Annotated in this window: 22 protein-coding genes and 1 pseudogene; 12 read left to right on the top strand and 11 right to left on the bottom strand. The window is 63.3% G+C overall.

Features of this window, described 5'->3' with window-relative positions:
- Nucleotides 1-128: 128 nt before the first annotated feature.
- Both YUO_RS0102960 and YUO_RS0102955 read left to right on the top strand, forming a co-directional pair.
- Complete coding sequence (locus YUO_RS0102960) at nucleotides 129-344, top strand: hypothetical protein (RefSeq protein ID WP_028345966.1); 216 nt, start codon at nucleotides 129-131, stop codon at nucleotides 342-344.
- 141 nt (nucleotides 345-485) lie between these two features.
- Nucleotides 486-1,145, top strand: a complete 660-nt coding sequence (locus tag YUO_RS0102955) for a leucine-rich repeat domain-containing protein (RefSeq protein WP_028345965.1) — start codon at nucleotides 486-488, stop codon at nucleotides 1,143-1,145.
- A gap of 58 nt (nucleotides 1,146-1,203) precedes the next feature.
- On the opposite strand, the gene tgt is transcribed toward YUO_RS0102955, so the two are convergent.
- Entirely contained in the window at nucleotides 1,204-2,337 is a 1,134-nt protein-coding gene (gene tgt, locus YUO_RS0102950; RefSeq protein WP_028345964.1) for a tRNA guanosine(34) transglycosylase Tgt, read from the bottom strand.
- A gap of 307 nt (nucleotides 2,338-2,644) precedes the next feature.
- Between tgt and YUO_RS0102945 the strand changes: the two genes are divergently transcribed.
- From YUO_RS0102945 to YUO_RS0102920, 6 genes are all read left to right on the top strand, one after another.
- Nucleotides 2,645-3,736 (top strand): patatin-like phospholipase family protein, encoded by a 1,092-nt coding sequence (locus YUO_RS0102945; RefSeq protein ID WP_028345963.1) that lies wholly within the window; start codon nucleotides 2,645-2,647, stop codon nucleotides 3,734-3,736.
- 203 nt (nucleotides 3,737-3,939) lie between these two features.
- Nucleotides 3,940-5,085, top strand: a complete 1,146-nt coding sequence (locus YUO_RS0102940) for an NAD(P)/FAD-dependent oxidoreductase (protein WP_063830265.1) — start codon at nucleotides 3,940-3,942, stop codon at nucleotides 5,083-5,085.
- A gap of 232 nt (nucleotides 5,086-5,317) precedes the next feature.
- Nucleotides 5,318-6,070 (top strand): TetR/AcrR family transcriptional regulator, encoded by a 753-nt coding sequence (locus YUO_RS0102935; protein WP_028345961.1) that lies wholly within the window; start codon nucleotides 5,318-5,320, stop codon nucleotides 6,068-6,070.
- A 316-nt stretch (nucleotides 6,071-6,386) separates the two neighbouring features.
- Nucleotides 6,387-6,947, top strand: coding sequence for a PepSY domain-containing protein (locus YUO_RS0102930; RefSeq protein ID WP_235782609.1), 561 nt, complete (start codon nucleotides 6,387-6,389; stop codon nucleotides 6,945-6,947).
- 237 nt (nucleotides 6,948-7,184) lie between these two features.
- Nucleotides 7,185-8,009, top strand: coding sequence for a BA14K family protein (locus tag YUO_RS0102925; RefSeq protein WP_156908448.1), 825 nt, complete (start codon nucleotides 7,185-7,187; stop codon nucleotides 8,007-8,009).
- A 253-nt stretch (nucleotides 8,010-8,262) separates the two neighbouring features.
- Nucleotides 8,263-9,288, top strand: coding sequence for an aspartate-semialdehyde dehydrogenase (locus YUO_RS0102920; protein WP_028345958.1), 1,026 nt, complete (start codon nucleotides 8,263-8,265; stop codon nucleotides 9,286-9,288).
- A gap of 100 nt (nucleotides 9,289-9,388) precedes the next feature.
- Here the strand turns inward: YUO_RS0102920 and YUO_RS0102915 are convergent, their stop codons facing one another.
- The 6 genes from YUO_RS0102915 to coaD form a co-directional block, all read right to left on the bottom strand.
- Nucleotides 9,389-10,690 carry a PQQ-dependent sugar dehydrogenase gene (locus YUO_RS0102915; protein ID WP_028345957.1) on the bottom strand — a complete coding sequence of 434 codons (1,302 nt, stop codon included), beginning with the start codon at nucleotides 10,688-10,690 and terminating at the stop codon, nucleotides 9,389-9,391.
- A gap of 180 nt (nucleotides 10,691-10,870) precedes the next feature.
- The gene (gene queA, locus YUO_RS0102910) at nucleotides 10,871-11,947 is read right to left on the bottom strand and encodes a tRNA preQ1(34) S-adenosylmethionine ribosyltransferase-isomerase QueA (RefSeq protein ID WP_028345956.1); all 1,077 of its coding nucleotides are present in this window, start codon (nucleotides 11,945-11,947) and stop codon (nucleotides 10,871-10,873) included.
- 91 nt (nucleotides 11,948-12,038) lie between these two features.
- Entirely contained in the window at nucleotides 12,039-12,500 is a 462-nt protein-coding gene (locus tag YUO_RS0102905) for a peptidylprolyl isomerase (RefSeq protein ID WP_028345955.1), read from the bottom strand.
- The gene (locus YUO_RS0102900) at nucleotides 12,476-12,916 is read right to left on the bottom strand and encodes a hypothetical protein (RefSeq protein ID WP_028346716.1); all 441 of its coding nucleotides are present in this window, start codon (nucleotides 12,914-12,916) and stop codon (nucleotides 12,476-12,478) included. Before YUO_RS0102900 ends, YUO_RS0102905 begins: the two co-directional genes overlap by 25 nt.
- Nucleotides 12,917-12,920: 4 nt before the next feature.
- The gene (locus YUO_RS0102895; RefSeq protein ID WP_028345954.1) at nucleotides 12,921-13,463 is read right to left on the bottom strand and encodes a peptidylprolyl isomerase; all 543 of its coding nucleotides are present in this window, start codon (nucleotides 13,461-13,463) and stop codon (nucleotides 12,921-12,923) included.
- 44 nt (nucleotides 13,464-13,507) lie between these two features.
- Complete coding sequence (gene coaD, locus YUO_RS0102890) at nucleotides 13,508-14,005, bottom strand: pantetheine-phosphate adenylyltransferase (protein WP_028345953.1); 498 nt, start codon at nucleotides 14,003-14,005, stop codon at nucleotides 13,508-13,510.
- A gap of 273 nt (nucleotides 14,006-14,278) precedes the next feature.
- Between coaD and YUO_RS0102885 the strand changes: the two genes are divergently transcribed.
- The 3 genes from YUO_RS0102885 to YUO_RS0102875 all read left to right on the top strand — a co-directional run bounded on the left by YUO_RS0102885 (nucleotide 14,279) and on the right by YUO_RS0102875 (nucleotide 19,629).
- A complete protein-coding gene (locus tag YUO_RS0102885) occupies nucleotides 14,279-14,536 on the top strand; it encodes a hypothetical protein (protein ID WP_028345952.1) in 258 nt (85 codons plus the stop codon).
- A 233-nt stretch (nucleotides 14,537-14,769) separates the two neighbouring features.
- The gene (pcaB, locus tag YUO_RS0102880; RefSeq protein WP_051379190.1) at nucleotides 14,770-16,107 is read left to right on the top strand and encodes a 3-carboxy-cis,cis-muconate cycloisomerase; all 1,338 of its coding nucleotides are present in this window, start codon (nucleotides 14,770-14,772) and stop codon (nucleotides 16,105-16,107) included.
- Nucleotides 16,108-16,281: 174 nt separating this feature from the next.
- A complete protein-coding gene (locus tag YUO_RS0102875; RefSeq protein ID WP_051379189.1) occupies nucleotides 16,282-19,629 on the top strand; it encodes an adenylate/guanylate cyclase domain-containing protein in 3,348 nt (1,115 codons plus the stop codon).
- A gap of 120 nt (nucleotides 19,630-19,749) precedes the next feature.
- Here YUO_RS0102875 and YUO_RS39570 read toward each other — a convergent pair whose 3' ends face one another.
- From YUO_RS39570 to YUO_RS0102855, 4 genes and pseudogenes are all read right to left on the bottom strand, one after another.
- A complete protein-coding gene (locus YUO_RS39570; protein ID WP_051379188.1) occupies nucleotides 19,750-20,259 on the bottom strand; it encodes a hypothetical protein in 510 nt (169 codons plus the stop codon).
- A 195-nt stretch (nucleotides 20,260-20,454) separates the two neighbouring features.
- The gene (gene gyrA / locus YUO_RS0102865; RefSeq protein ID WP_028345949.1) at nucleotides 20,455-23,181 is read right to left on the bottom strand and encodes a DNA gyrase subunit A; all 2,727 of its coding nucleotides are present in this window, start codon (nucleotides 23,179-23,181) and stop codon (nucleotides 20,455-20,457) included.
- Nucleotides 23,182-23,339: 158 nt separating this feature from the next.
- A pseudogene (locus YUO_RS39565) lies at nucleotides 23,340-23,781 on the bottom strand (DUF2306 domain-containing protein).
- Between the two features lie 235 nt (nucleotides 23,782-24,016).
- On the bottom strand, nucleotides 24,017-24,502 hold the full coding sequence (locus tag YUO_RS0102855; RefSeq protein ID WP_028345948.1) for a single-stranded DNA-binding protein: 486 nt from the start codon (nucleotides 24,500-24,502) through the stop codon (nucleotides 24,017-24,019).
- A gap of 496 nt (nucleotides 24,503-24,998) precedes the next feature.
- Between YUO_RS0102855 and YUO_RS0102850 the strand changes: the two genes are divergently transcribed.
- Entirely contained in the window at nucleotides 24,999-25,778 is a 780-nt protein-coding gene (locus YUO_RS0102850; RefSeq protein WP_028345947.1) for an outer membrane protein, read from the top strand.
- Nucleotides 25,779-25,940 lie beyond the last annotated feature (162 nt).

Genomic DNA, 25,940 nt, shown 5'->3' with positions numbered 1-25,940 from the left:
GAACTTCGCCAAATTTCGTGAAATCAACGCATTTGTGTTGCGACATCGTCAAAGGTTTTGGTTATACTTTGGTCGTGGATGGAGCCGAGGTTTCAATCAACAAATCGCAAGATCGCAAGGAGGTCACGATGCCAGCTATTGCTGAAATCCTGTCGACCGTCGCGACCCGGCCCGATCCGCGTGGCTGTGATTTGCCGACCTGCCCCGTTTGTGCGGACACCATGGTGGCTGCGGAAGCGTCAGCCTACCTCAACGACAACGTGATCAGCTATCTCTGGACCTGTGATACCTGCGGTTACGGCTTCGTGACCAAGCATTCGGTCAAGCGGTTCGCCTGTAACTGACGTCCAGGCCCTCACCTCTGAGCAACGTCACCGCGCGCCCATCCGGCGCGCGTTTGTTTTTGAATGTCTCGAACGTGCCGCGGGCGAGCGCCTGGAAGCGGGAGTTGGCTTCAGCGCTACGGCTCGGCATGATCTCGGGCGATGGGCGAGTTGAATCCACATCTTTCGCTTTGGAAGCAGAGGCTGGGCGTCGTACCGGACGAGGTATGGCTCAGGACCGACCTGCAGACGCTCGTTCTGGCCGACAACGAGTTGACCGAGATTTCGGAACGTGTCGGGGATCTCAGGCTGCTTCGGATGCTCGACCTCGGCCATAACAGGCTATGTGAGCTGCCGACCGGTCTCGGCCGCCTGGAGGGGCTGCGCGACTTCCTCTATTTGCATGATAACCAGCTGACGCAGCTTCCAGCTTCGCTCGGCCGCCTTCAACGCTTGCGGTACCTCAATATCAGCGAGAACGCGTTCGAAGTTTTCCCCGAGGTCGTCACGACCATGAGGGGTCTCATTGAGCTTCGCGTCACGGACAATCGTCTGACAGAGCTTCCGCCGTCGATCTCGCAGCTGACGAGCCTGCGCGAGCTTCACCTGCGCAACAATCAGCTGGCGACGCTGCCGGACTCTATCGGTGCGATGCGCGAGCTGCGCCAGATCGACCTTCGCGGAAATCCGGTCACCAGCCTGCCTGAGGGCCTGATCACGCTGCCGCGCCTTGAGAAGCTCGACCTTCGTTGGGTTACCACATTGGAATCGCCCCGATGGTTTTCGGACCTGGAGGCGAACGGGTGCATAATTTACTTGTGATCCGCGTCCTGCGCCGGGCCAGGATCGAACCTCCATGGCGCCGCCAATCGTTTGTATCCTAGCGCGGCGATATATCGCCATTCGTCCAGCCGGCGCGCGTACGCGCGCGGAAATCAGCAAACGAACCTTGTGAGATCGCGTCGCGCATGCCCCGCATCAGATGCTGGTAATAGGCCACGTTGATTTCCGACAACAGCATCGCGCCGAGCGTCTCTCCTGACCTCACCAGATGATGCAAATAGGCGCGTGAGATGTTGCGCGCCGAGGGCCACTCGCTCTCCTCGTCGAGCGGACGCGGATCGTCGGCATGACGGGCGTTGCGCAGATTGATCTGGCCGAAGCGGGTGAACGCCATGCCGTGACGCCCGTTCCGCGTCGGCAGAACGCAATCGAACATGTCGATGCCGCGCGCCACTGCTTCCAGCAAATCCTCGGGCGTGCCGACGCCCATCAGATAGCGTGGACGGTCCACAGGAAGCGCCGGCGCCGTTTCCTCGATCATCGCAAGCATCACCGCCTGCGGCTCGCCGACCGCCAGGCCGCCGATCGCGTAGCCGTGAAAACCGATATCCACTAATTCACGCGCGTTGATGTGGCGCATCTCGGGAATGTCGCCGCCCTGCACGATCCCGAACAGCATGTAACCATCAGGGGCGGTCTCGAAGGCGCGCTTGCTGCGCTCCGCCCAGCGCAAGGACAGCCGCATCGCGCGTTCGACGTCGTCGCGCGACGCCGGCAGCCGCACGCACTCGTCCATCTGCATCGCGATGTCGGCGCCGAGCAGGCGCTGCACCTCGATCGAACGCTCCGGCGACAGCTCGACCTTGGCGCCGTCGATATGCGAGCGAAACGTCACGGCCTTTTCGCTCACCTTGCGCAGGTCCGACAGTGACATCACCTGGAAGCCGCCGGAGTCGGTCAGCATCGGGCCGTTCCAGCCGGTGAAGGCCTGCAGGCCGCCGAGATCAGCGATGCGCTCGGCGCCCGGCCGCAGCATCAGATGGTAGGTGTTGCCGAGCACGATATCGGCGCCAGCATCGCGCACGTCGCGCCAGTGCATGCCCTTCATCGCGCCAGCGGTGCCGACCGGCATGAAGGCCGGCGTTTGCACCACGCCATGCGGCGTGGTCAGGCGGCCGGTGCGGGCCTGGCCGTTGGTGGCGAGCAACTCGAAATGATTGGGAAGACTCATGGTGCTGCTTATTGCGTGCCGGGAACGGCCAATCAACCCGCCCAGTGCGCGTTCCGAGCAGCCCGTGCCCCACGCCGGACACAATTGAGCCGCCCAGAGCGCCTCAGCTCTCGCACTTGTTAAATAAAACGATACCGTATAGTTTTATAAGTGGGGCAGGACGGACGTCGCGGGCGATGAGGCCGGCGGCGGCAAGCACGTGTACGGTGACTGACGGCGAATGCCCTCCCCCTCTTTACCGACTGGATCACTCCTCTCCGACCGATGGATCAGGAGGGCAGGCTCACGCCTGCGCAGGTCAGCCGTCTTGCTGTGCAGCCTCGCGGCTGCCGCCTGCACGTCCCTGCCGCGGACGCCCTACAGCGCTGCCGATGCCTCTAGCGCCCGCGTGCTCGATATCGACGGCCTGCGGCGCTACACCGACGAACCCGTCACAAAATTCCGCTTCGAGAAAGACCAGTTCTCCTCAACCAAGACCTATCTCGCGCTCTCCGGCGGCGGCGCCGATGGCGCCTATGGCGTGGGCGTGTTGAACGGCTGGACCGCAGCCGGCACCCGCCCGACCTTCTCGGTCGTCTCAGGCGTGAGCACCGGCGGCCTGATTGCGCCTTTTGCGTTTCTCGGGTCCCAATACGACGACACGTTGAGGGAGGTCTACACCAGCGGCATAGCGGAGAGCCTGCTCGCTGATCCCAGCATCATTCGCGTGCTCTTCGGATCCGGCCTGTTCGGTAATAAGCGACTGCGCGAGCTGGTGGCCCGCTATGTCGGGCCGGAGATCCTCGCCGCCGTTGCGCGCGAAAATGCCAAGGGCCGAAAACTGCTGGTGGTGACGACCGATCTCGACACCCAACGCACCGTCGTTTGGGACATGGGGAAAATCGCAGCCGTCGGTTCGCCCGAGGCGCTGCGCCTGTTTCGCGACGTGATGGCGGCCTCCGCCAGCATTCCCCTGGTCTTCCCGCCGATCCTGATCGAAGCCGAGGGTCAGTGCCGGCGCTTTGAGGAGATGCATGTCGATGGCGGCGTGACCGCTCCGGTCCTGACGCTGCCGGATGCCCTGCTCTTCCAGGGACGTCTGCCCGGAAACAGCCGGATGAACATCTACATTCTCGTCAACAAGAAGCTCGAACGAACTTTTGAACTCGTGTCCAACAGCACGATCGATGTCGCCTCACGCAGCCTGTCGTCTATCACCCAGTCCCAGACGCGCTCGGTCATCTTCTCGACCTACGATTTCGCCAAGCGCAATCGCTGGGGCTTCCATCTGTCCTATATTGAGCGCGACTATCCCGCGTCGCCCTCTGAGGGGTTCGACACGGCCTATATGCGTGCCCTTTATCGGTATGGCTATGAGAAGGCTGCATCGGGCCGCGCCTGGACCTCGACGCTTCCGTGAGCTGCCGCCCTGAAGAACAAGCGGGCCAGGTCTCTGAAGTTTGGCGTTTCATTCTTCCGTAGTGCCGAAAGACAATGGCCTCTAGAAGTATCGGAAATATAGATAAGGCATTTGGCGTGACCCAATGCCTTGGCCAGCAAGGGGAGCGGTTCTGACATGGTGGATTTCATGCTGCTTATGCCAGCAAGGCGTAGGAGTTAATCGTGAGCGCTAATAAAGCGATCAAACTTGCGGTGATCGGACGTGGTCTGATCGGATCGGCGGCTGCGCGACACTTGTGCAAAATGGGCCATGATGTTGCACTGATCGGGCCTAATGAACCGGCAGATTTTTCGAGCCACGGCGGCGTCTTTGGAAGTCACTACGATGAGGGCCGTATTACGCGAAGTTTCGATCCGGGAGCCTTTTGGAGGCAGGTGAACCGCGCTGCGATTTCGCGCTACGGCGAGATTTCAGCGGAAAGCGGTGTGGAATTTTACCGAGAAGTCGGCGTGCTTCACGTTGGCTCTGGCGAAAGCAGCGACGTCGCTTCGGTTGGAAAAATCTGCGCTGAGGCCGGGATCCTTTGTGAAGCATATGATGACACGGGGCTCGCGGAGCGATTTCCGTTTCTGAGATCAACAGCGGGTATGCAGGGGTATTTCGAGCCGCGGAATGCCGGATACATCAGCCCGCGCCGCTTGGTCCGGGCGCAGACGATCGCGGCGGAGCGCGCCGGGGTTCGGACTATCGACGAACCTGCTCTAGGGATTTCGGAAAGCGGCTCGGGTGTTACGATCCGGACGACAACGGGCAGCGTCGAGGCCGAGCGTGTTCTCGTTGCGGCTGGCGGGCATACCCAATCACTGCTCGGTCAATCCTTGGGTTTTACGGTCTATGGACGTACCGCAGCGCTGTTTCGGCTTGGGGCGGCGGAGGTTCAACGTTTAGCCGGAATGCCATCGATGCGTTGTATCGGACCCAAAGGCCAGAATCCCTATATTCTGCCGCCAATCGCCTATCCGGACGGCCAGACTTGGCTAAAGCTCGGCGGTGATCCGGTTGATATGCCGCTCGAAAGCGAGGCGGATATCAAGGACTGGTTCAAATCGGGCGGATCAATCGACGTTGCTGATGGGCTTCAAAAACAGATTCTTGACCGTATTCGCGACTTCAAGTTCGAAGAACGCCGCGTCGTGCCTTGCATGACCACCTTTGGCGATACAGGCCTGCCCCGCATCGGACCGCTTTCGGAGCGCGTAGCGGTTGCATTCGGCTGCTACGGCAAGAGTGCGAAATGTTCGGACGAATTGGGTCGGTTAGGTGGCATGGCGCTGCTCGGTGAGGTTAAAGCAGAGCTTGCACCCTGACTGAGTTTTGTGTGGGTTTTTCTGCAAGATTTTGGGCGCCCAAGAGTGCTTCAGGACCAAGACGCGCCAAACGCGGACGGCGAAGACGGCAGCGAGAGGTTCGCCGTGGTGGAAGAGAGGCGCGAGTTCACGTTGACGATATGGCCAATTCGGCCAGATTCGCGATGACGCCCCTGCTACTGCGCGTTATAGAGCAATGACTGATATCACGACCGCGCAGGAATCGATGGGCATGGGATTGACTGCGACCAAGGCCAGACCGGCAAGACGAGAGGTCCCGAAGTCGCGCGGCGGCCGGCCGACGAAGAGCGCCGCCATCGAGCGCGATCAGCGCCTGATCGAAGTTGCCACCCGGCTTTTCTTGGACCGGGGCTACGACGCGACCTCGCTCGATGCGGTCGCGGAAGCAGCCCGGGTCAGCAAACCCACCGTCTATTCGCGCTACGGCGACAAGCGCGGACTGTTTGCGGAGGTGCTGAGGCGCGAAATTGACCGTTGGCTTGCGCCGCTTGCCGAAGCGGCGGAGGTGCAGCTCACGCGTTCCTCGGACATTTCGGTCGAGCAGCGCCTGATAGAAGTCGGGCGCGAGATGCTGACATTCACCTGCGGGCCTGATGCCGTCGCGTTCAGCCGCATGATGACGGCGCAGGCCATCAACTTTCCTGACATCGCCAAACTTGGCAAGGAAGAAGGCTGGTTGAAAGCCGTCTCGACGACCGCGCGCTTCTTCGATCATTTGGTCGCACAGGGCGCTATGGACGTCGAGGATACCGGCATCGCGGCTGAGGTCTTTCTCGACGTGGTCGTCGGTCACACCCATCGCATGGCGACGTTCGGAACGCCGCTGGAGATGAAGTCCGCCGAAAAGCGCATGCGCTTGGCGATCAGGCTGTTCCTGGCCGGTGCGCTTGGGCCAGCGAGCCGCGTTCAGTCCGCCCCCAAGGGAACCGCTAAGGGAACCATTCGGCGGCGCCCTTCCCGCTGACAATTCCGTGAGAACGGCGTTTCACGTGCGTTACCCACGGCGGCATCGTTGACCAAAACAAAACGATACGGTATGGTTTTGTTATAAGCGAGTGCGGGTTTCCGCTTTCACTGGTCCCAGCGGGGGCTCGCACCGCTTCGATCGCCGCAAGCAGCGGTACCTCTGCGGCGTTCCGCGGCCGGCCCGAATACCTCCAAAGGGTCGGCCGCGCTTTCTTCGAGACGATCCGGCCCAACCGCCGGCAGAGACAGGCTCATCGATGGAGACTGCAACAATGCATGCGCCGAGATGGAGACAGTTGCTTGCAGCTATCCTTGTGGCGTTCATCCTGCCTGCCCCGGTCTATGCCACCGCGTTGTCGACCGGCGAGCCAGCCTCGCTCCGCAACGAGGCCGGCGATGGCGCCGCGTCCGACCAGCAGGCGGTCAGCCGCGAGCTCGCGCTTTTCCGCGGGTCGGCGGTCTCGCTGAGCCAGGCGATGGCGATTGCCGAAGCCCTGCATGCCGGCGCGACGACCGCCGATGTCAGCTTCGACGGCGCGCCGGATTCACCGGTCTACCGCGTCAAGACCCTTCACAACGACCGCATCTGGCACCACGCCATCGACGCCACGACCGGCAGGATCGTCGGCGGCGAAGCCGCCCTGCCCCTGAAGGAGTTCGATGCCGAGGACCGCAGTAACCTCGTTGCACTCAAGACGATCCGGCAGCGCCTGGCAGATGCCGTCCGCGTGGCCGAGCACGCGGCGTCGGGTAAGGCCATCAGCGGCGGCCTGATCCGCGAACGCGGCCGGCTGAATTTCGCGATCGTCGTCATGAGTGGCAATGAGCTGAAAGCGGTGATCCTTGAGCCTCCCGGCGCCGCAAGGCGGCGATGATGCGGCTCGTCTGCTCTCGAGCCACGCGGGAGCGGCGAGCCACGTCTTAGGCCGTCCGGTGCACTTTGATTGTAGAACGAGCATGTCTCGTTTCACAGTTGCACTTTTACCAAGACGCTTTCGCGGTTTGGCGCCAAGCCCTCAAGACGGTGATGTGGCAGTCGGCACACACTTGCGGTCTTAAGCGCTTCGTCGCTCGCGAAAGAGCCGCGCTGTTCACAGACTTGCCGCAAATGCGTGTGGAGCATTCATGGGAACCAATTAGCTGAGTATCAATCCATGCGTTTGTCAGCTCTATCGACCGCCGCCGAGCGCGCCGGCGTGCTTTGCTGTGTCTTGTTTGTGGTGATAAGCGCTCAAGCGTTCGCGCAGACATCGGCCGCGGACAATCCGAACCCGACCGCAGCGCAGCCTTCGGCGCCTGCGCAGGAAAAGCCTGCGGCCGCGGCAGAAGAGAAACCGCCCGCCGCGGACGACAAGCCCGCCACCGTCGAGCAGAAGCAGGCGCCCGCTGAGGAGAAATCAGCAATCGCGCAGGACAAGCCCGCGGCGGTGGAGGAGAAGTCGGCTGCCACGGACGACAAGCCTGCCATTGTCGAGCAGAGACCTGCCCCCACCGAGGCCAAACCAACTGTTGCGCAGGACAAGCCCGCAGCTGTGACGGAGAAGTCGGCCGCCGCGGACGACAAACCTGCCGTCGTAGAGCCGGCGTCCACGGAGGAGAAACCAGCTGTAGCGCAGGACAAGCCGGCGGCCGCGCCGCAGAAGCCGACCGTCCCGGACGCGAAGCCTGCAGTCGTGGAGCAGAAGCCGGCTCCTACTGGGACAAAAACAGCGGTTGCGCACGAGAAGCCCGCCTTGAAGCAGAAGTCTGTCGCCAAGCAATCAGAAAGCGCGGTCCACAGCAAAGGTGCAGAGCACAGTAAATCGGCGCAGCCGGCCAGGGCAGCCCGCAAGCCGCGCGAGCGGACCATGGTCACGCTCTGCACCCAATTCCGCACCTACAATCCGTCGTCCGGGACTTACCGGGGCTACGACGGCCAGACGCATTCTTGCCGATAGATGAACGCGGGCACAGCGTTCACGCTCGGAATTGACGGCTAAAAGCCGTTGACGCCGGTCGAACTCTGCCGCATAAGTCCGCGCCATGACGACTTCGACCAAAGCGACCACGAAAACCAAAGCACCCTCCGGGGGCTCGGGAGCCGTGCGCGCGTAGTCGAACGATCGCATTATCTGAACCGAAGCCCCGCCTGAAAAGGACCGGGGCTTTTTTATTGCTCGCAGCATTCATGCTCAACCAGAGGATAGACCCGTGAGCCACGAACCCGTTGTAGCCATTGCCGGCGTGACCGGCGCGGTCGGCGCCGAATTCATCGCGACGATGGACAGGCGCAACTTTCCCGTCCGCAAGCTCAAGGCGCTGGCGAGCGCCCGCTCGGCCGGCAAGACCATCGACTTCCGCGGCGAGAGGATCGTGATCGAGGAGCTCACGGAAAAGTCGTTCGAGGGCGTCGACATCGCGCTGTTCTCGGCCGGCGGCGGCATCTCGCGGAAGTTCGCGCCTGCTGCCGTGAAGGCCGGCGCGGTCGTGGTCGACAATTCCTCGGCGTTCCGGATGGACCCGAACGTGCCGCTGGTGATCCCCGAGATCAACGCGGGCCGCATCCGCGACCACAAGGGCATCATCGCCAATCCGAACTGCTCGGCAATCACCGCGCTGGTGCCGCTGTGGCCGATCCACCGCCAGAACCGCATCAAGCGCATGATCGTCTCGACCTACCAGGCGGCGAGCGGTGCAGGCGCGGCCGCCATGGAGGAACTGGTGGAATCGACCCGCGCCTATCTCGACGGCCGGCCGTTCACGCCCAAGGTGATCCCGCTCCCCTACGCCTTCAACGTCTTCAGCCACAACACGGCAATCGATCCCGAGACCGGCTACAACGACGAAGAGACCAAGGTGATCAAGGAGACGCGCAAGATCTTCGAGGACGACAAGATCGCCATCGGCGTCACCTGCGTCCGCGTGCCGGTGCTGCGCGCCCATTGCGAAGCCATCACCTTCGAATGCGAAAAGCCGATCACCGAGGATGAAGTGCGCGCGATCCTGTCGAAGGCGCCGGGCGTCAGAATCGTCGACGATCGCGCGAAGAACTATTTCCCGATGCCGATCGATGCGTCGGGCCAGGACGATGTTCTGGTCGGCCGCATCCGCAAGGATCTCAGCGATGCCTCCGGCCACTCGATCTCGATGTTCGTATCGGCCGACCAGCTCCTGAAGGGTGCAGCGCTGAACGCAATCCAGATCGCGGAGTTACTGCCGCAACGTGCGATGGCGTGAACGTGCCGTAGGGTGGCAAAGGCGCTCTTGCGCCGTGCCCACCATCGGTCCGCTTGTGAATGTGAATGGTGGGCACGCTTCGCTTTGCCCACCCTACCGGCTACGCGCCGGTCACGCGCCAGATCACATTGCCGACATCGTCTGCCACCAGCAGCGAGCGGTCGGGACCGAGCGTCACGCCAACTGGTCGCCCATACGAGACCTTCTCATCGGCTGCGAGAAAGCCCGTCAAAATATCCCGCGGCGGACCGGAGGGGCGGCCGTTCTCGAACGGCACGAAGACGACGGCGTAGCCGCTCAGCGTGCTGCGATTCCAGGAGCCGTGCTGGCCGATCACCATGCCGTCCGGAAAGCCCGGCAGCGTGCCTGATGGCATCCAGCACAGGCCGAGTGAGGCGGTGTGCCCGCCGAGCGCATAGTCGGGTTGAATCGCCTTCGCGACCAAGGCCGGGTCCTGCGGCACGCGGTCGTCCACCGTCTGTCCCCAGTAGCAATAGGGCCAGCCGTAGAAGCCGCCGTCGCGCACTGAAGTCAGATAGTCCGGCGGCGTCTCGTCCCCGAGCCCATCGCGCTCGTTAACGACCGTCCAGAGCGCGCCCGTGTTGGGCTCCCAGGCGAGGCCCACGGGGTTGCGCAGTCCGCCGGCGAAGATGCGGCTCGTACCGTCGCCAAGATCGAGTTCATAGATCGCGGCGCGGCCCTCCTCCACTTCCATGCCCATCTCGGCGATGTTGCTGAGCGAGCCGACGCCGGCGTAGAGCTTTTTGCCATCCGCGCTCGGCAGTAGGCTCCGCGTCCAATGTCCGCCGGGCTTGAATGTCACGAGTTTTCGTCCCTCGGCGGTGATGCGGTCCGCGCCAGCCACATAGGGAAAGGCGACCACGCCGTCGGTGTTGCCGACATAGAAGGTGTCGCCGACCAGCGCCATGCCGAACGGCTGGCTCAGTCCCTCCATGAAGACCCCGCGCCCTTCAGCAACGCCGTCACCATCGCGATCGCGCAACAGGGTGATGCGGTCGGCGCTGACACCGAGCGCCGCGGCACGCCGCATCGTAGCCTGCATCGCATAGTGGAACACGCTCCTAGGCGGTCCCGCGATCTGGGTGGCTTCTGCGATGAGCACGTCGCCATTGGGCAGCACGTTGATCCAGCGCGGATGGTCCAGGCCGGTCGCAAACGCGTTGACCTTGAGCCTGGGCGCTGCAGTCGGCGTCTGCCCGTCACTCCAGCCTTGGGCCGTCGGCATCTTCAGCGTCGGGATCGCCCCTTGCGGCTTCGCCTCAGGAATTGCCGGCGTGTTGCCCCAGGCCGCTTTGGGCGCGGATCCCTGTAGACGGCGCCACAGCAGCGCCGCGGCGCCGATCAGCGCGACCATTCGCGCGAAAATGCCGGAAAAGTTCATGCAAGGCCCCTGTTGTTCCCGCGCACCGATGCGCCGAGAGACGGTAGTTATACGATCTTGGCGTCAGCCGCCGAATCAAAGAGACATGCGTTAGCGCTTTATTGTCAGAGCGCTTCCTCCCTGACCTTTGCCCGCCCAATTGGCGGGCCTCTTTTTCAAGCAAAGCCGTCCGGCTTTGGTTCAATCCGGCGCGCGAAACAGCAAGCAGGCATCGCCATAGGAATAGAACCGGTAGCCGGCTGCGATCGCATGCGCATAGGCGTGCTTCATCGTGTCCAGACCGGAGAACGCCGACACCAGCATGAACAGCGTCGAGCGCGGCAGGTGGAAATTGGTCATGAGGATGTCGACCGCGCGAAAGCGATAGCCCGGCGTGATGAAGATCGAGGTCTCGCCGTCAAACGGTTGAACGGTGCCGTCTTCGGCCGTGGCGCTCTCCAATAGCCGTAGCGACGTGGTGCCGACCGCTATGATGCGCCCGCCCTGGGCGCGCGCGGCGTTCAACGCGGCAGCGGTATCAGCCGAGATCGATCCCCATTCGGCATGCATCCGGTGCTCGGAGGTCTCCTCCACCTTCACGGGCAGGAAGGTCCCCGCCCCGACATGCAGTGTTATCCGATGCAATTCGACGCCGTGGCGGCGTAGCGCCATCTCGAGCTCGGGCGTGAAATGCAGTCCCGCCGTCGGCGCCGCGACAGCCCCCTCGTTCGCTGCGAACATGGTCTGATAGTCGGCAGCATCGCGATCGTCGGGCGTGCGTTTGGAGGCGATATAGGGCGGCAGCGGCGGCGTGCCGAGATCGGCGATGGCCTGATCCAGCGCCGGACCGTGAAATGAAAACGACAGCGTGATCTCGCCCTCTTCGCCCTTGGCCTCGACCTCGGCGTCGAGATGGCCGAGCAGGCAGACCTTGCCCTCGTTACCGAAGCGAACGATGTCGCCGGGCGCGAGCTTTTTCGCAGGCTTAACCAGCGCGCGCCAGCGCGAGCCGTCCAGCCGCTTGATCAACGTCGCCTCGATCTTCGGCTCGGTCTCGCGGCCGATGCGCCGGCCCTTGAGTTGGGCGGAGATCACCTTGGTGTCGTTGACGACGAGCTGGTCGCCGGGCTCCAGCCATTGCGGCAACTCGGCGACGGTGCGGTCGCGCAGCACGCCATCGGGCTGCACCACCAGCATCCGCGCAGTATCGCGCGGGCTCGCGGGCCGCAGCGCGACGCTGGTGGCGGGAAGTTCGAAGTCGAAGAGATCGGTGCGCATTGGCTTTGCGCCTCAACGCCAGTTCCTCATCCTGAGGAGCGCGATAGCGCGTCTCGAAGGATGAGGCCCGGGTGCTGCAGCGGGGCGAGAGTTACGCGTCCAGCGCCATGCGCGCTTTGACGATTTTGTCCGGGTTCTGCACCGGCTCGCCGCGCTTGATCTTGTCGACGTTCTCCATGCCCGACGTGACCTTGCCCCAGACCGTGTACTGGCCGTTGAGGAAGGAGGCGTCGTCGAAGCAGATAAAGAACTGGCTGTCGCCGGAATCCGGGTTCGCGGCGCGGGCCATCGAGACGGTGCCGCGCACATGCGGTTCCTTGTTGAACTCGGCCTTCAGCTTGTTGCCGGAACCGCCGGTGCCGGTGCCGTGCGGGCAGCCGGTCTGCGCCATGAAGCCCTCGATGACGCGATGGAACACGATGCCGTCGTAAAATCCCTCACGCACCAGCTTCTTGATCTGAGCGACGTGGCCAGGTGCGAGGTCGGGACGCATTTCGATGCTGACGGGGCCCTGGGTGGTTTCAAGGATCAAAGTATTTTCGGTATCAGCCATGCTCTTTTCTCTTCCGGTTTGGGTGGACGTTTGCGGGTTCTAAATTGGACCGCGAAAGGCCGGCCGGCGACCGCACCGCCCAGTCCCTCGGTAAATGGCAACGGCGTGCAGCGTTGCAATGTCTCCATTACGGCAATTCGGTACGCGACCCTGTCGTTATCGCTGGCGTGTTCCGATTCGTAGGTGATCCTGGGTTGGCCCAGAATGGCGCCCTCGCGGTTGAAGCTGACGACGACCGTGATGTCCATCGGGTTGGCGCGCGAGTAAGGCGGCGGCTGCCAGCACGAATACAATTTGGCGAAGACGTCCTTGAGTGTGTCGAGTTGCTGCGGCTGAGCCGCCGCATGCGCAACAGATGCAAGCCACACGAGAACAGCGGCAAACCAGACGAATGGCTTGCTGCGGTCCGCCGTCATGGCCTCACTTGACGTCGGATGCGACTTGCACCTTCACCATCTTGTCGGGGTCGACGACCGGTTCGCCGCGCTTGATCTTGTCGACCACGTCCATGCCCGACACTACTTCACCGATCACGGTGTATTTGCCGTTCAGCGACGCGCCTTCGGCAAACATGATGAAGAACTGCGAATTGGCCGAGTTGGGATCGCTGGTTCGCGCCATGCCGACGATGCCGCGCTTGTACGGCACGTTGGAGAACTCGGCCGGAAGGTTCGGATGTTTCGAGCCGCCGGTGCCGTTAAAGTTCTTGCCGTCGCCGGTCTGCGCCATGAAGCCTTCGATCACGCGATGGAACGGCACGTTGTTGTAGTAGCCCTCGCGCGCGAGCAGCTTGATGCGTTCGGCATGCTGGGGCGCGATGTCGTTGCGCAGCTTGATCACGATGCGGCCCTTGGTGGTGTCGATCACGATCGCATTCGCCTTGTCGAGATTGGCGGGCAGCGGCTGCGCGATCGCGGGGGCCACAACGAACAGCGCGGCGAGAACGGCGAGAATTCGGATCATGAAAGCTCCGGTCATGTGGAAACAGGAAAGCGCGTAGCAGCGCGTTAGCCCGCGAACTTGGCCTTCAGCCTCGCGGCAATCTGGGGCGGCACGAAGGCGGAGAAGTCGCCGCCCATGCCGGCGATCTGGCGCACCAGCGTGGCGGTGATCGGGCGGACCACAGGCGACGCCGGAACGAACACGGTGTGCACCTCTGGCGCCATGACCTCGTTCATGCCGGCAAGCTGCATTTCGTAGTCCATATCGGTTCCGTCGCGCAGGCCGCGAATCATGATGGTCGCGCCGACCTGCCGCGCCGCAGCTACGGTAAGATTGTCGTAGGTGGTGCAGTCGAAAGCGCAGCCCGCCTTTTGCGCAATCGGCTCACACACCATCCGAACCATCTCGAGCCGCTCCTCGGTCGAAAACAGCGGCTTTTTGCCGGAATGGACGCCGATGGCGACAATCAGGCGGTCGCACAGCGTCACGGCGTGCCGCAGCACGTCCAGATGGCCGTTGGTGATGGGATCGAATGAACCGGGATAGAGCGCGATACGGGACATATTCCCCTCCTACCCCGCCCCGGGCGGCCCGGCAAGCCGGGTTAGGTTCCCTTCGGGTCCGGGTTCTTACGTCGGGTCGGCCAATGAACCAGTCTCGGGACCTCGTGTGTCTCAGGCGGGCAGGCAATGTTTCGTCCCTCCCGGGCCGACGAAACAAAACTCGGTCCGGACGAAACCATTTTCCGCGCCCGCGAAGACGGCCGGAAACTTGCGCCCCCTACAAGTCCACCCAACGAAACGACGGGCCGCCAAGGCCCATGACAGGGGACCGTCATGATCAAGGCTTTTTCCGCCATCGCTGCTGCCGCGTTCATTGCCGCCGCGATGACCGTATTGCCCGGCTTTGCCCCGCAGGTCGAAGCCAGCGTGCCGCAGGCGCTTGCCAAGGGTGACCGCCTGGATATCCGCACTGTCGGCAAGGATTGCTCGCAGCAGGCTTGGCCGAATTTCGAAGCCTCCTGCCTCCGCGCCGCCGGCTCCAAGGCCGTGGTGAGGGAAGCCCGCCTGGTGACCGCCGACCGCACCCCGTAACGGCAAAATATTCGTTCCGACCCCACCTCCAAGGAACGCTCTCGTGGCGAGTAGGGATGCCCCCCTGCTCGCCATTGGCGTTCTGGAGGCTTGGATTGCGCGAAATTCTCCTGCCTGCCTCAGGCGCGCGAGCACGCGTTCTGGGTCTTCGCGGCCGCGCTTGACTGATTTGTACCTATCAATCAGATGGCCGGACATATTAGCAGAAAGGAAACAAGCGCGTGGCCAGCACGATGTTCGACAGCGCCCTCTATCGCGACGTTTTCTCGACGCCGGCCATGCGAGCGGTGTTTTCCGATGAGGCGCAGCTCAAGGCCTATGTGCAGGCTGAAGTCGCGCTTGCCATTGCGCAAGGCGAGACCGGCGTGATTCCGCGCGAGGCGGCCGAGGCGATCGAGCGGCACGCGCCGGCGATCGCGCTCGATATCGAGCAGTTGAAGCGCGACACCGAGAACGTCGGCTATCCCATTGTCGGCCTGGTCCGCCAGCTATCGGAGCGACTCGGCGAAGCCGGCCGCTATCTGCATTGGGGGGCGACCACCCAGGACATCATGGATACCGCGATCGTCCTGCAACTGCGCGAAGCGGTCGCGCTGATCGAAACCCAGCTCGGCGAGGTCATGACGACTCTCGTCAATCTCGCCCGCCTCCACCGCGACACGCCGATGGCCGGCCGAACCCATCTGCAGCAGGCGCTGCCGATCACGTTCGGGCACAAGGCGGCGGTCTGGCTGTCGGCGCTGCAGCGCTCGGCCGATCGGCTCGAACAGGTCAAGCCTCGCGCCCTTCAGGCGCAGCTCGGCGGCGCGGCGGGAACGCTGGCTTCACTCGGCGATCGCGGACTGGATGTACGTACCGCCTATGCCCGCGTGCTCGGTCTGGCCGAACCCGACATCACCTGGCACGTCGCCCGCGACGGACTTGTCGAACTGGCGCAGACGCTCGCCGTGATCTGCGGCGCACTCGGCAAGATTGGCTACGACGTCATGATCCTGATGGCGACCGAGATCGGCGAGGTGTTCGAGCCGTTCTCCTCGCATCGCGGCGCTTCCTCGACCATGCCGCAGAAGCGCAACCCGATCTCCTCGGAAATTCTACTGGCGAACGCAAAGGCATCCCGCGACGCCGCTTCGCTGATGTTAGATGCCATGGTGCAGGATCTCGAACGCGCCACCGGGCCCTGGCACTGCGAATGGTTCGCTTTGCCCCAGGTCTGTCTTCTGACCGCTGGCTCACTGGCGCAGGCGCAATTCATGCTGTCCGACCTGATCGTCGATCCCGAAGCGATGAAGCGAAACCTTCATGCCACGCGCGGGCTGATCGTGGCGGAGGCGGTCATGATGGGGCTCGCGCCCGCGCTCGGTCGTCAGTTGGCCCATGATGAGGTTTACGCCGCCTGCCGCGATGCGTTCGCGCGTAGCGACGCGCTGCTCGATGCGCTGCTGCGACGCCCGGCCATCGCATCCGCTTTGCCGCACGATCGGCTGGCCGCCTTGTGCGAACCATCCAATTATCTCGGCACAGCGGGAGCGATGGTGGACCGCGTGCTCGCACGTCACAGCAAGCGATAAGCACGATCGATAAACATCGACGCGTTACCGCACGGCAGGTACTGACGCGAATGGCCACGACCCGACTATCGGATCGGAGCCGAGCCCACCGCTTTCGGAACTCCTGCAGGCGGCAAAGATCCCTTTGGAGCGCGCGCTCGATCTGGTAGAATCCGCACGAGCGAGGAGGAAGCCGTGGACGAGCTGGAGCGCTGGCTGGCGCCGCTTGGCCTGGTGCAGTTCGCATCCGCGTTGCGGGCGAACGATGTCGATCTCAATATCCTGCCTGAGCTGAGCGAGGCGGACCTAGAGAAGCTCGGTCTCTCGCTTGGCCAGCGCAAGAAGCTATTGAAAGCGGCCGCATGCCTGCCACAGCCCTCGGAGTTGGCAGGCCCGAGCGCCGCGCCGGCACCAAGCCTGAGTGCCGTCTCTTCGGCCGAACGGCGGCAGCTCACGGTGATGTTCTGCGACCTTGTTGGTTCTACCGCGCTGTCGGCTGGTCTTGACGCGGAGGACCTACGCGAAGTGATCGGCGCCTATCACCGCTGCGTCGCTGAGACGGTCGCCCGCTTCGACGGCTTCGTCGCCAAGTACATGGGCGACGGCGTACTGCTTTATTTCGGCTACCCACAGGCGCACGAGGACGATGCCGAGCGAGCGGTGCGCGCCGGTTTGGCCCTCATCGACGCCGTCGACCAACTGGAAACATCCGAGCGTCTTCGGGTCCGGATCGGCATCGGCACAGGGCTTGTCGTGGTTGGCGACCTCATTGGCTCAGGCGAAGCACAGGAACGCGTCGTGGTAGGCGAGACGCCCAACCTCGCGGCGCGCCTGCAGGCTCTTGGCGAGCCGAACACCATTGTCGTCGGCCCCACGACGCGCCATCTGCTGGGTGATCTTTTCGAGTACCGTGATCTCGGCACGGTTGCGATGAAGGGCTTCCTGCAGCCGGTCCAAGCCTATCAGGTGCTCCGGTCGAGCGCCGTCGAGAGCCGGTTTGAAGCCTTTCATTCGGCCGGTCTGACCCCGCTGGTCGGTCGCGAGGAGGAGATCGAACTGCTGCTGCGCCGATGGCAGCGAACGATCTCTGGCGAGGGGCAGGTGGTGCTGCTTTCAGCCGAGCCCGGGGTCGGGAAATCGCGGCTCGTGGCGGCCCTCCAGGAGAAGCTTCAAGCCGAGCCGTACGCGCGCCGGCGCTGCTTCTGCTCGCCGCACTACCAGGGCAGCGCGCTGTACCCCGTCATCAGGCAACTGGAGCGGGCGGCCCGGTTTACCCGGGACGATCCGCTGGAGGTCAAGCTCGACAAACTCGAGGCGCTGTTGGCGGGCGCAGCGACCGCTACCGAGGACGTGCCACTCTTGGCGGAACTGCTGTCGTTGCCCTCCGACCGCTATGGTCCAGTTGCGCTCAGTCCGCAGGCGAAGAAGGAGCGCACGCTTCAGGCCGTGGTCCGCCACGTGGAGGACCTGTCTCGGCGCAATCCCGTGTTGATGGTCTTCGAAGACGTGCACTGGATCGACCCGACCTCGCTTGAGTTGCTCCAGGTGACGGTCGACCGCGTGCAGCATCTGCCGGTGCTGTTGCTCCTCACCTTCCGACCGGAGTTCCCGCCGCCGTGGATCGGCCAGCCGCACGTCACGATGCTGACGCTCGGTCGCTTGAACCGCCGCGACACCGCAACCCTCGTGGAGCGGGTAGTCGGCGAGAAGGTGCTGCCCCGTGCGATCGTCCACGAGATCGTCGACCGCACGGACGGCGTGCCGCTGTTCGTGGAGGAACTGACCAAGGCGGTGCTCGAAACGGGAGCCGGTGAAGGAGATGCCAAGGCCGTGCTGTCGCGAATCTCACCGGGTGCACTCGCCGTCCCGGCTACCCTGCACGCCTCACTCCTGGCCCGTCTCGACCGCCTCGGCCTGGAAGCCAAAGAAATTGCCCAGACTGGCGCCGCCATTGGCCGGGAGTTCTCTGACGATCTGATACGGGCCGTCTCGCCCCTGTCGGAAGCTCCCTTGCAGGCGGCCCTCGAACAGCTTGCTGCGTCACAATTGATTTTCCGTCGTGGTTCATCGGCCTATAGCTTCAAGCACGCCCTTGTCCAGGACACCGCCTACGGCACGCTGCTGCGCAGCAAGCGGCAACCGCTGCACGCGCGCATCGCACGAGCGCTGGAGGAGAAGTTCCCGGACATTGCTACTACCCAGCCGGAGGTGCTTGCGCACCACTTCACCGAGGCCAACCTAACGGAAAACGCTGTTGCCTACTGGCGCAAGGCCGGCCAGCGCGCAGCAGAGCGTTCGGCACACGCGGAGGCGATCGCCCATCTCCGCAAGGGGCTGAACCTCGTCGATCGGGTCGCCGATCCAGCGGAACGCGCCTGCCGCGAACTCGACCTGCAGCTCGTGCTTGCGCCCGTGCTGATCAGCACCAAGAGCTGGTCGGCACCGGAGGTGGAGCAAGTCTACCTGCGTGCCCGTGACCTATGCCGGCAAGCCGGCGATGTGGCGCAGCTCTTTACCGTCAGTTGGGGATTGTGGCTCGTGTACCAGCAGCGCTGCGAGTTCAAGACGGCTCGCGATCTGCTGGATGAGCTGTTCGCACTCGCCCAAGAGAGCGCAGATCCGGCGCTCCTCCTGCAGGCGCATCATGCCGCATGGACAACCCTTCTCAATCTCCCGGATCTGCCCGCGTGCAGGGCGCATCTCGAGGCGGGATTGGCGCTCTATCTGCCGGACGCGTACCGCTCCCATAAATTCATTTATGGCAGCCACGACGCGGCTATCTGCAACCGATACACCGCGGCAGCCACGCTCTGGCCGCTTGGCTTCCCCGAGCAGGCACTTGCCGCTGCGCGCGAAGCTGTGAGCATGGCTCGGGAGCTATCGCATCCCTTTAGCCTTGTTCTCGCGCTGGTGTTCGCGGCGATGGTCTACCAGCATCGGCGGGAAGCGGAGCCGACCCGGGAGCAAGCGGAAGCTGCGATCGCGGTGTGCGCCGAGCATGGCATCGCACCGCACTTGGCGGCGGCTGGAAGCATCTTGCGGGGTTGGGCGATCACGGTACGCGGGCAGCCGGTGGAAGGGATCGCGGAGGTTCGCGATGGTCTCGCGGCCCTCCAGCCGACGGGCGTGCGCATCCGTCGACCCTATTATCTTGCGCTGCTGGCTGAAGCTTTGGCGTGGTCCGGAGAAATTGAGCCAGGATTGACTGCGCTGGCCGAAGCTGCGGCCGCTGTCGAGGAGACCGGCGAGCGGCGATGGGAGGCGGAAATTTATCGCTTGATTGGGGAGCTGACGGCGGCGAGGCCAGGCGGCGACAGGACCGAAGCGGAAGCGTACTTTCGGCGAGCGCTTGACGTGGCCGGTCGCCAGAGCGCGAAGACGCTGGAGTTGCGCGCCACCACGAGCTTGGCCCGGCTCTGGCGTGATCAGGGCAAGCAGCGGCAGGCCAGTGATGTTCTCGCGCCGACCTATGGCTGGTTCACGGAAGGTTTCGACACCCCTGACCTGCGGGAGGCCAAGGCGTTGCTTGATGCGCTACAGTGACGCTCCTGTATGTCAATCGGCGCCGCGGTTGAACCTAGATCGGCAACGCTCCGGAGATGTCCGGTGTGATCTGAAGTTTGTGCCAATCGCGGCGAAGCACCGACACGTTGGCAGGCCGGTTCAATTCTGTGACTGAGCTACGGGGCCGGCGCTCTCGCGAGGGTTGGAGGCGACTTGCGGTAGCGCAAGGGTGAAAGCATCGACCAGCCGGCGTCGCCAGGGTTGCGTTAGCATCGACAGCTTGCCTTCGAGCAGAGCAGCCCTTTCCCGGGCTCCCACGCTTTCCGTGCTGACTTTGAGCAGTTCGGCCAAGAGCTTGTTGGTGCGTTCGCATTCTCTTTCGAAGTCGGCGCGATGACCGCTGGCAATCACCTTCATCTCCGCCAGCTCAGTCTGCAGCGTCTCGATTCGTTGCTTTAGGGCGGTGACCACCTGGTGACCGGCCTGCGTTTGCGGCTGACGGGGTATCGGGGAATGGCTGAATTCGCTGAGGTCAACCTGGACAAGCGTCTTGCCGTCGTTGGAGCGGGAGCGCGGCCATCGGTGTCGCTTCACCAGAGCGCGGGCAGCTTCTGGGGAAATCTTGAGCCGTTCGCCCAGATCGGCATACGTCAGCATCTCGACGGGCATGAGATCCGCTCCCGTTGGCCGGACGGTCACCACCCGGACACGGCAAACGGTATCAATCTATAGTTAATGCTTGGTTTACCGTGAGCGGGAGCCCGACGCGGCGCGCCGGGGCAAGCGTCCAGCTATCCGGACTACGCACCTCGTCATTCCGGGATGCGCGTGCAGCACGCAGGCCCGGAATGACGGTGGACGGCGCTAGCCGCCGTTCCCGTTCACGCCGTTCTCGTCTTCCGAGATATGCTCGACCGACACCACGTGCTCGTCCTCCGCCGTATCGAACACGATGACGCCTTGCGTCGAGCGGCCGGCGATGCGGATGTCCTCGACCGGACAGCGGATGAGCTGGCCCTTGTCGGTCACCAGCATGATCTGATCGCTATGCTCCACCGGGAACGACGCCACCAGCTTGCCGTTGCGGTTGTTGACGCTCATCGCGACGATGCCTTTGCCGCCGCGGCCGGTGGTGCGGTACTCGTAGGACGAGGTGCGCTTGCCGTAGCCGTTGACGGAGACCGTCAGCACCACCTGCTCCTGCGCCGACATTTCGGCGTAGCGCTCCTGCGAGAGCTGGAGCGAACCCGACGTCTCCTCGCCCTCGGCATCAACAGGCTCTTCAACCGCGGTTTCACCGGCGACCGCGCGGCGCATCTTCAGGTAGGCCGACCGTTCGTCCGAGGTGGTCTCGACATGGCGCAGGATCGCCAGCGAGATCAATTTGTCGCCCCCCGCCAGCGCAATGCCGCGCACGCCCATCGAGGTGCGCCCCGTGAAGACGCGCACGTCGCTGACCGGGAAACGGATGCACTGCCCGCCGGCCGCCGTCAGCAGCACGTCGTCGTGCTCGGTGCAGATCTGTACGTCGACGATCGATTCACCCTCCCCGAGCTTCATGGCGATGATGCCGGAGCGGCGGACATCGACGAAGTCGGACAGCTTGTTGCGGCGGACCGTGCCCCCGGTGGTAGCGAACATCACGTCGAGATTGGCCCAGGAGGATTCATCCTCCGGCAGCGGCATGATGGTGGTAATGCGCTCGCCCTGCTCCAGCGGCAGGATGTTGATCATCGCCTTGCCGCGGGCGTTCGGTGCCGCCATCGGCAACCGCCAGACCTTTTCCTTGTAGACCTGGCCGCGCGAGGAGAAGAACAGCACCGGCGTATGGGTCGAGGCCACAAACAGCCGGCTGACAAAATCCTCGTCGCGGGTCTGCATGCCCGCACGGCCCTTGCCGCCACGCCGCTGCGCCCGATAGGTCGAAAGCGGCACGCGCTTGACGTAGCCGGCGTGCGAGACCGTGACCACCATGTCCTCGCGCTGGATCAGGTCCTCGTCCTCGACCTCGCCTTCCTGCTCGACGATCACGGTTTTCCGCGGGGTCGCGAACTCGTTCTTCACCTCGGCGAGCTCGTCCTTGATGATCGCCTGCACGCGCGCGCGAGAGCGCAGAATTTCCAGGTAATCGGCGATTTCCACCGCGAGCTTGTCGAGCTCTTCGGAAATCTCCTCGCGGCCGAGCGCGGTCAGGCGTTGCAGGCGCAGGTCGAGAATGGCCCGGGCCTGTTCGAGCGACAGCCGCGCAGTGCCGTCCGGCGCCATCCGGTGACGGGGGTCGTCGATCAGCGTGATCATCGCTTCGACGTCCTTGGCCGGCCAGTCGCGCGACATCAAAGTATCCCGCGCCGTGTTCGGATCGGGCGAGGTTCTGATGACGCGAATGATCTCGTCGATATTGGCAACCGCAATCGCAAGTCCAACCAGGATATGGGCGCGATCGCGCGCCTTGTTGAGCAGGAACTTGGTGCGACGGGTGACGACCTGCTCGCGGAACGCGATGAACAGCGTCAGCAGGTCTTTCAGATTCATCAATTGCGGCCGGCCGCCATCCAGCGCCACCATGTTGGCGCCGAAATTGGTCTGCAGCGGCGTGAAGCGATAGAGCTGGTTCAGCACCACGTCGGGCACCGCATCGCGCTTCAGTTCGACCACGACGCGGAATCCGTCGCGGTCGGATTCGTCGCGCAGGTCGGAAATGCCGTCGATCTTCTTCTCGCGCACCAGTTCGGCGATGCGCTCGACCATGGTGGCCTTGTTCACCTGGTAGGGAATTTCGGTGATGATGATCGCTTCGCGATCTTTGCGGATGGTGTCGATCGTCACCTTGCCGCGCATCACGATCGAGCCGCGGCCTAAGTGATAGGCCGAGCGGATGCCCTGGCGGCCGAGGATGATGCCCCCCGTCGGGAAATCCGGGCCTGGCACGATGTTGATGAGATCGTCGATGGTAAGCGCGGGGTTGTCGATCAGCGCCACGCAGGCGTCGATGACTTCGCCGAGATTGTGTGGCGGAATGTTGGTGGCCATGCCGACCGCGATACCGCCGGCGCCGTTGACCAGAAGGTTCGGAAACTTCGCCGGCAGGACCGACGGCTCTTTTTCGGAACCGTCGTAGTTCGGCTGGAAGTCGACAGTGTCCTTGTCGATGTCGTCGAGCAGGCTCTGCGCGATCTTGGTCAGGCGGGATTCGGTGTAGCGCATCGCCGCCGCCATATCGCCGTCCACCGAGCCGAAATTGCCTTGGCCGTCGATCAGCGGCACGCGCATGGAGAATTCCTGCGCCATGCGCACTAGGGCGTCATAGACGGACTGGTCACCGTGGGGGTGGTATTTACCGATGACGTCGCCGACCGTGCGCGCCGACTTGCGGTACGGCTTGTTCCACTCGAAGCCGTTCTCGTGCATTGCGTAGAGAATGCGCCGATGCACGGGCTTCAGCCCGTCGCGCGCGTCCGGCAGCGCCCGCGCCACGATCACGCTCATGGCGTAATCGAGGTAAGAGCGTTTCATCTCGTCGAGAATGGAAACGGGGCGAATGTCGGAGTGCTCCGGCGGCTCGCCGGGCTTGTCGTCTTCGTTGTCGGACAAAGGGGAATCCAGTCAGTTCTCAGCTAAGAATCATATAGCGCATCGAGGGTCCGATAACCACCCCGAAGCTGTCAGGCGGAAGCTGTTTTTCCGCTCGTTTTTTCATGGACTTACCGGGATCGGAGACAGCTCTCGCGAGCCCTACCGGGACCGCCATTTCAAGGCCGGAAGACGGTGTCAAAAACGATGTTCCCATGGTGGGCGTAATGGCCAAAAACCGCATGCATGATCCGTCCGGGTAAGAAGGTGAACAAGCCGGCGACCACGAGCGCTCCAAAGAAGATCGACACCATCGCTTTGCGGTGAGCGCCGACACTGTGCCTGGCGGGCATGCAGGACCGCGAGCGTCAGCATGATCGGCACAAAGATCGACAGCAGATGGATCGGGCTCAACGGCCCGAACATCCGGGTCTCATGGATCCAGAGCGAACTGATCGCGACCGCAGCCATCAGCACGACCCAGATCCAGCCGATGGTCCGGTGCGGCAGGGTTCCCTTCGGTGCTGCGAATTGCACGATGCCAAGCGCAAACGCCGCCATGGCTGCGAAGGCATGCAACGGGATCGTCCCGGGCGCCTCCAGCAGCGGTGCGAGGCTCATGGTGGGCGCTCCAGGTCCGGTTGGCGTTCAAGGCTGGAGCAGCTTAAGCGAAATACCTCATGTGAATATTAACAACATGACGGCTGAGCGAACCGACCGGGCGCCCGAATCGCAACGCGCCTGTAGGCGGTTTTCAGCCGAATGCAGCCGATTCCTGCGGCGGCACATTAGCCGTAAAGCGGGCGTGAACGCCCGTTCTCGCAAGCGGATTTCTCGCCGGCCGAACGCCCTGCCTCTAGAACGGAATATCGTCGTCCATATCGCTGTTGCGGCTGCCCGCCGCGACCGCCCGCCGCGGCGCGGAGCTAGCCGGACCGCTCGAGCCGAAATCACCGGAATCATCGGAGCCGAAGCTGCCACCCCCGCCGCTGCGGCCGTCGAGCATGGTCAGGTTCGAGTTAAAGCCCTGCAGCACGACCTCGGTCGAGTATTTGTCGACCCCGCTCTGGTCGGTCCATTTGCGCGTCTGCAACTGGCCCTCGATGTAAACCTTGGCGCCCTTCTTCAGATACTGTTCGGCGACCTTGCAGAGCCCCTCGTTGAAGATCACCACGCGGTGCCACTCGGTCTTTTCCTTGCGCTCGCCGGTGCCTTTGTCGCGCCAGGTCTCCGATGTCGCGATGCTCAGATTGGCGATCGGTCGCCCGTCCTGTGTCCGCCGGATTTCAGGATCCTTGCCGAGGTTGCCGACCAGAATCACCTTGTTCACGCTTCCCGCCATCGCCGCTCTCCACTCGATATCGCCGGCAAAAATTACTAGTCCGGCCGCTTCCGTGCCGGCCGTCTTGACCTGTCGCTTGTCCGTTTCCGCGTCCGCTCCCGGACATCCGGACCTATACACCGACAGACCCCGCTGACTTGGCGATCCCTCGGCAAGTCGCCGGTTATCCACATATAGCATCGCCTAGGTGCACGTTCCAGCTTTGTTCCGGATGACGTCCTATGTGCGCCTGCTGGCGGCTTTGCAATCTCTAGGCGAACCCCGGGAACCCACGGGGGAACCGAAAGAAGCGAAATGGAACCCGAAAGTTCCCGTCTCGGTTCCAATTATACCAGATAAATCATAAGCTTCTTCCATAAACTTGGTTCGCGCGTGTTGCATCCGGGACACGCCATTTCCGCGCGAGTCGCGCTATAGAATTCTCCAGCGGCGCGGGCGCTCGCGTCACAACAACGCTTCAGGCCTAGCGGGAAGCGGACAAAACTGGGGATAGATCATGAAGAAGTACCTGTTAGCTTCGGTTGCTCTCATTGCGTTCGCTGCACCTGCGGCGGCGGCCGACCTCGCTGCGCGCCCTTACACCAAGGCGCCGCCTGCTCCAGTCGCCGCCATCTACGATTGGACCGGCTTCTACATCGGCGCCAACGGCGGCTGGGGTTCGGGCCGCAAGTGCTGGGATCTCACCGCCGACGCCTTGGGTCCTTTCGTTCCGCCCGTGGCCGAAGGCTGCCACGATGCGACTGGCGGCACGGCCGGTGGTCAACTCGGCTACCGCTGGCAGGCTGGCACCTGGGTGTTCGGCGTGGAAGGGCAAGGCAACTGGGCTGACTTCCAAGGCTCCAACACAAGTTTGGCCTTTCTCGCTCCCGTTGAGAATGAGTCGAGGATCAACGCGTTCGGACTGATCACCGGTCAGGTTGGCTATGCCTGGAACAACGTCCTGCTCTACGTAAAGGGCGGCGCGGCCGTGACCAGCGACAAGTACCGGGGGTTCGATGTCGCGACCGGGCTGCTGATCGACAGCGCCAAGGAAACGCGTTGGGGCGGCGTCGTTGGTGCCGGTCTCGAAGTCGGCTTCGCCCCGAACTGGTCGGTTGGCGTCGAGTACAACCACCTGTTCATGGGTGACCGCGACATCGACTTTGCTGCGTCCGGCAACTTTGTTGGTGCTCCCGCCGGCTCGTTCTCAAGGACTAGTAACATCAGCCAGGACGTCGATCTCGTCACGGTCCGCGTCAACTACCGCTGGGGCGGCCCCGTCATCGCGAGGTACTGATCGCAAAGCCAGCGCGGTGGTACTACGGAAAGGCCGGCTTCACGCCGGCCTTTTTTGTTTGCGGTGATAACCAGCACTGAGAAGGCCGGCCTTGTGCCGGCCTTTTTGTTTGGTTGTAGACCGGCACGACCGACACACGGAACGATTGCATTTCCACGCTTT

Origin of the sequence: Bradyrhizobium murdochi (assembly GCF_000472965.1) — a bacterium.
GTDB lineage: Bacteria > Pseudomonadota > Alphaproteobacteria > Rhizobiales > Xanthobacteraceae > Bradyrhizobium > Bradyrhizobium murdochi.
This window is presented reverse-complemented; position numbering and strand designations above follow the sequence as displayed.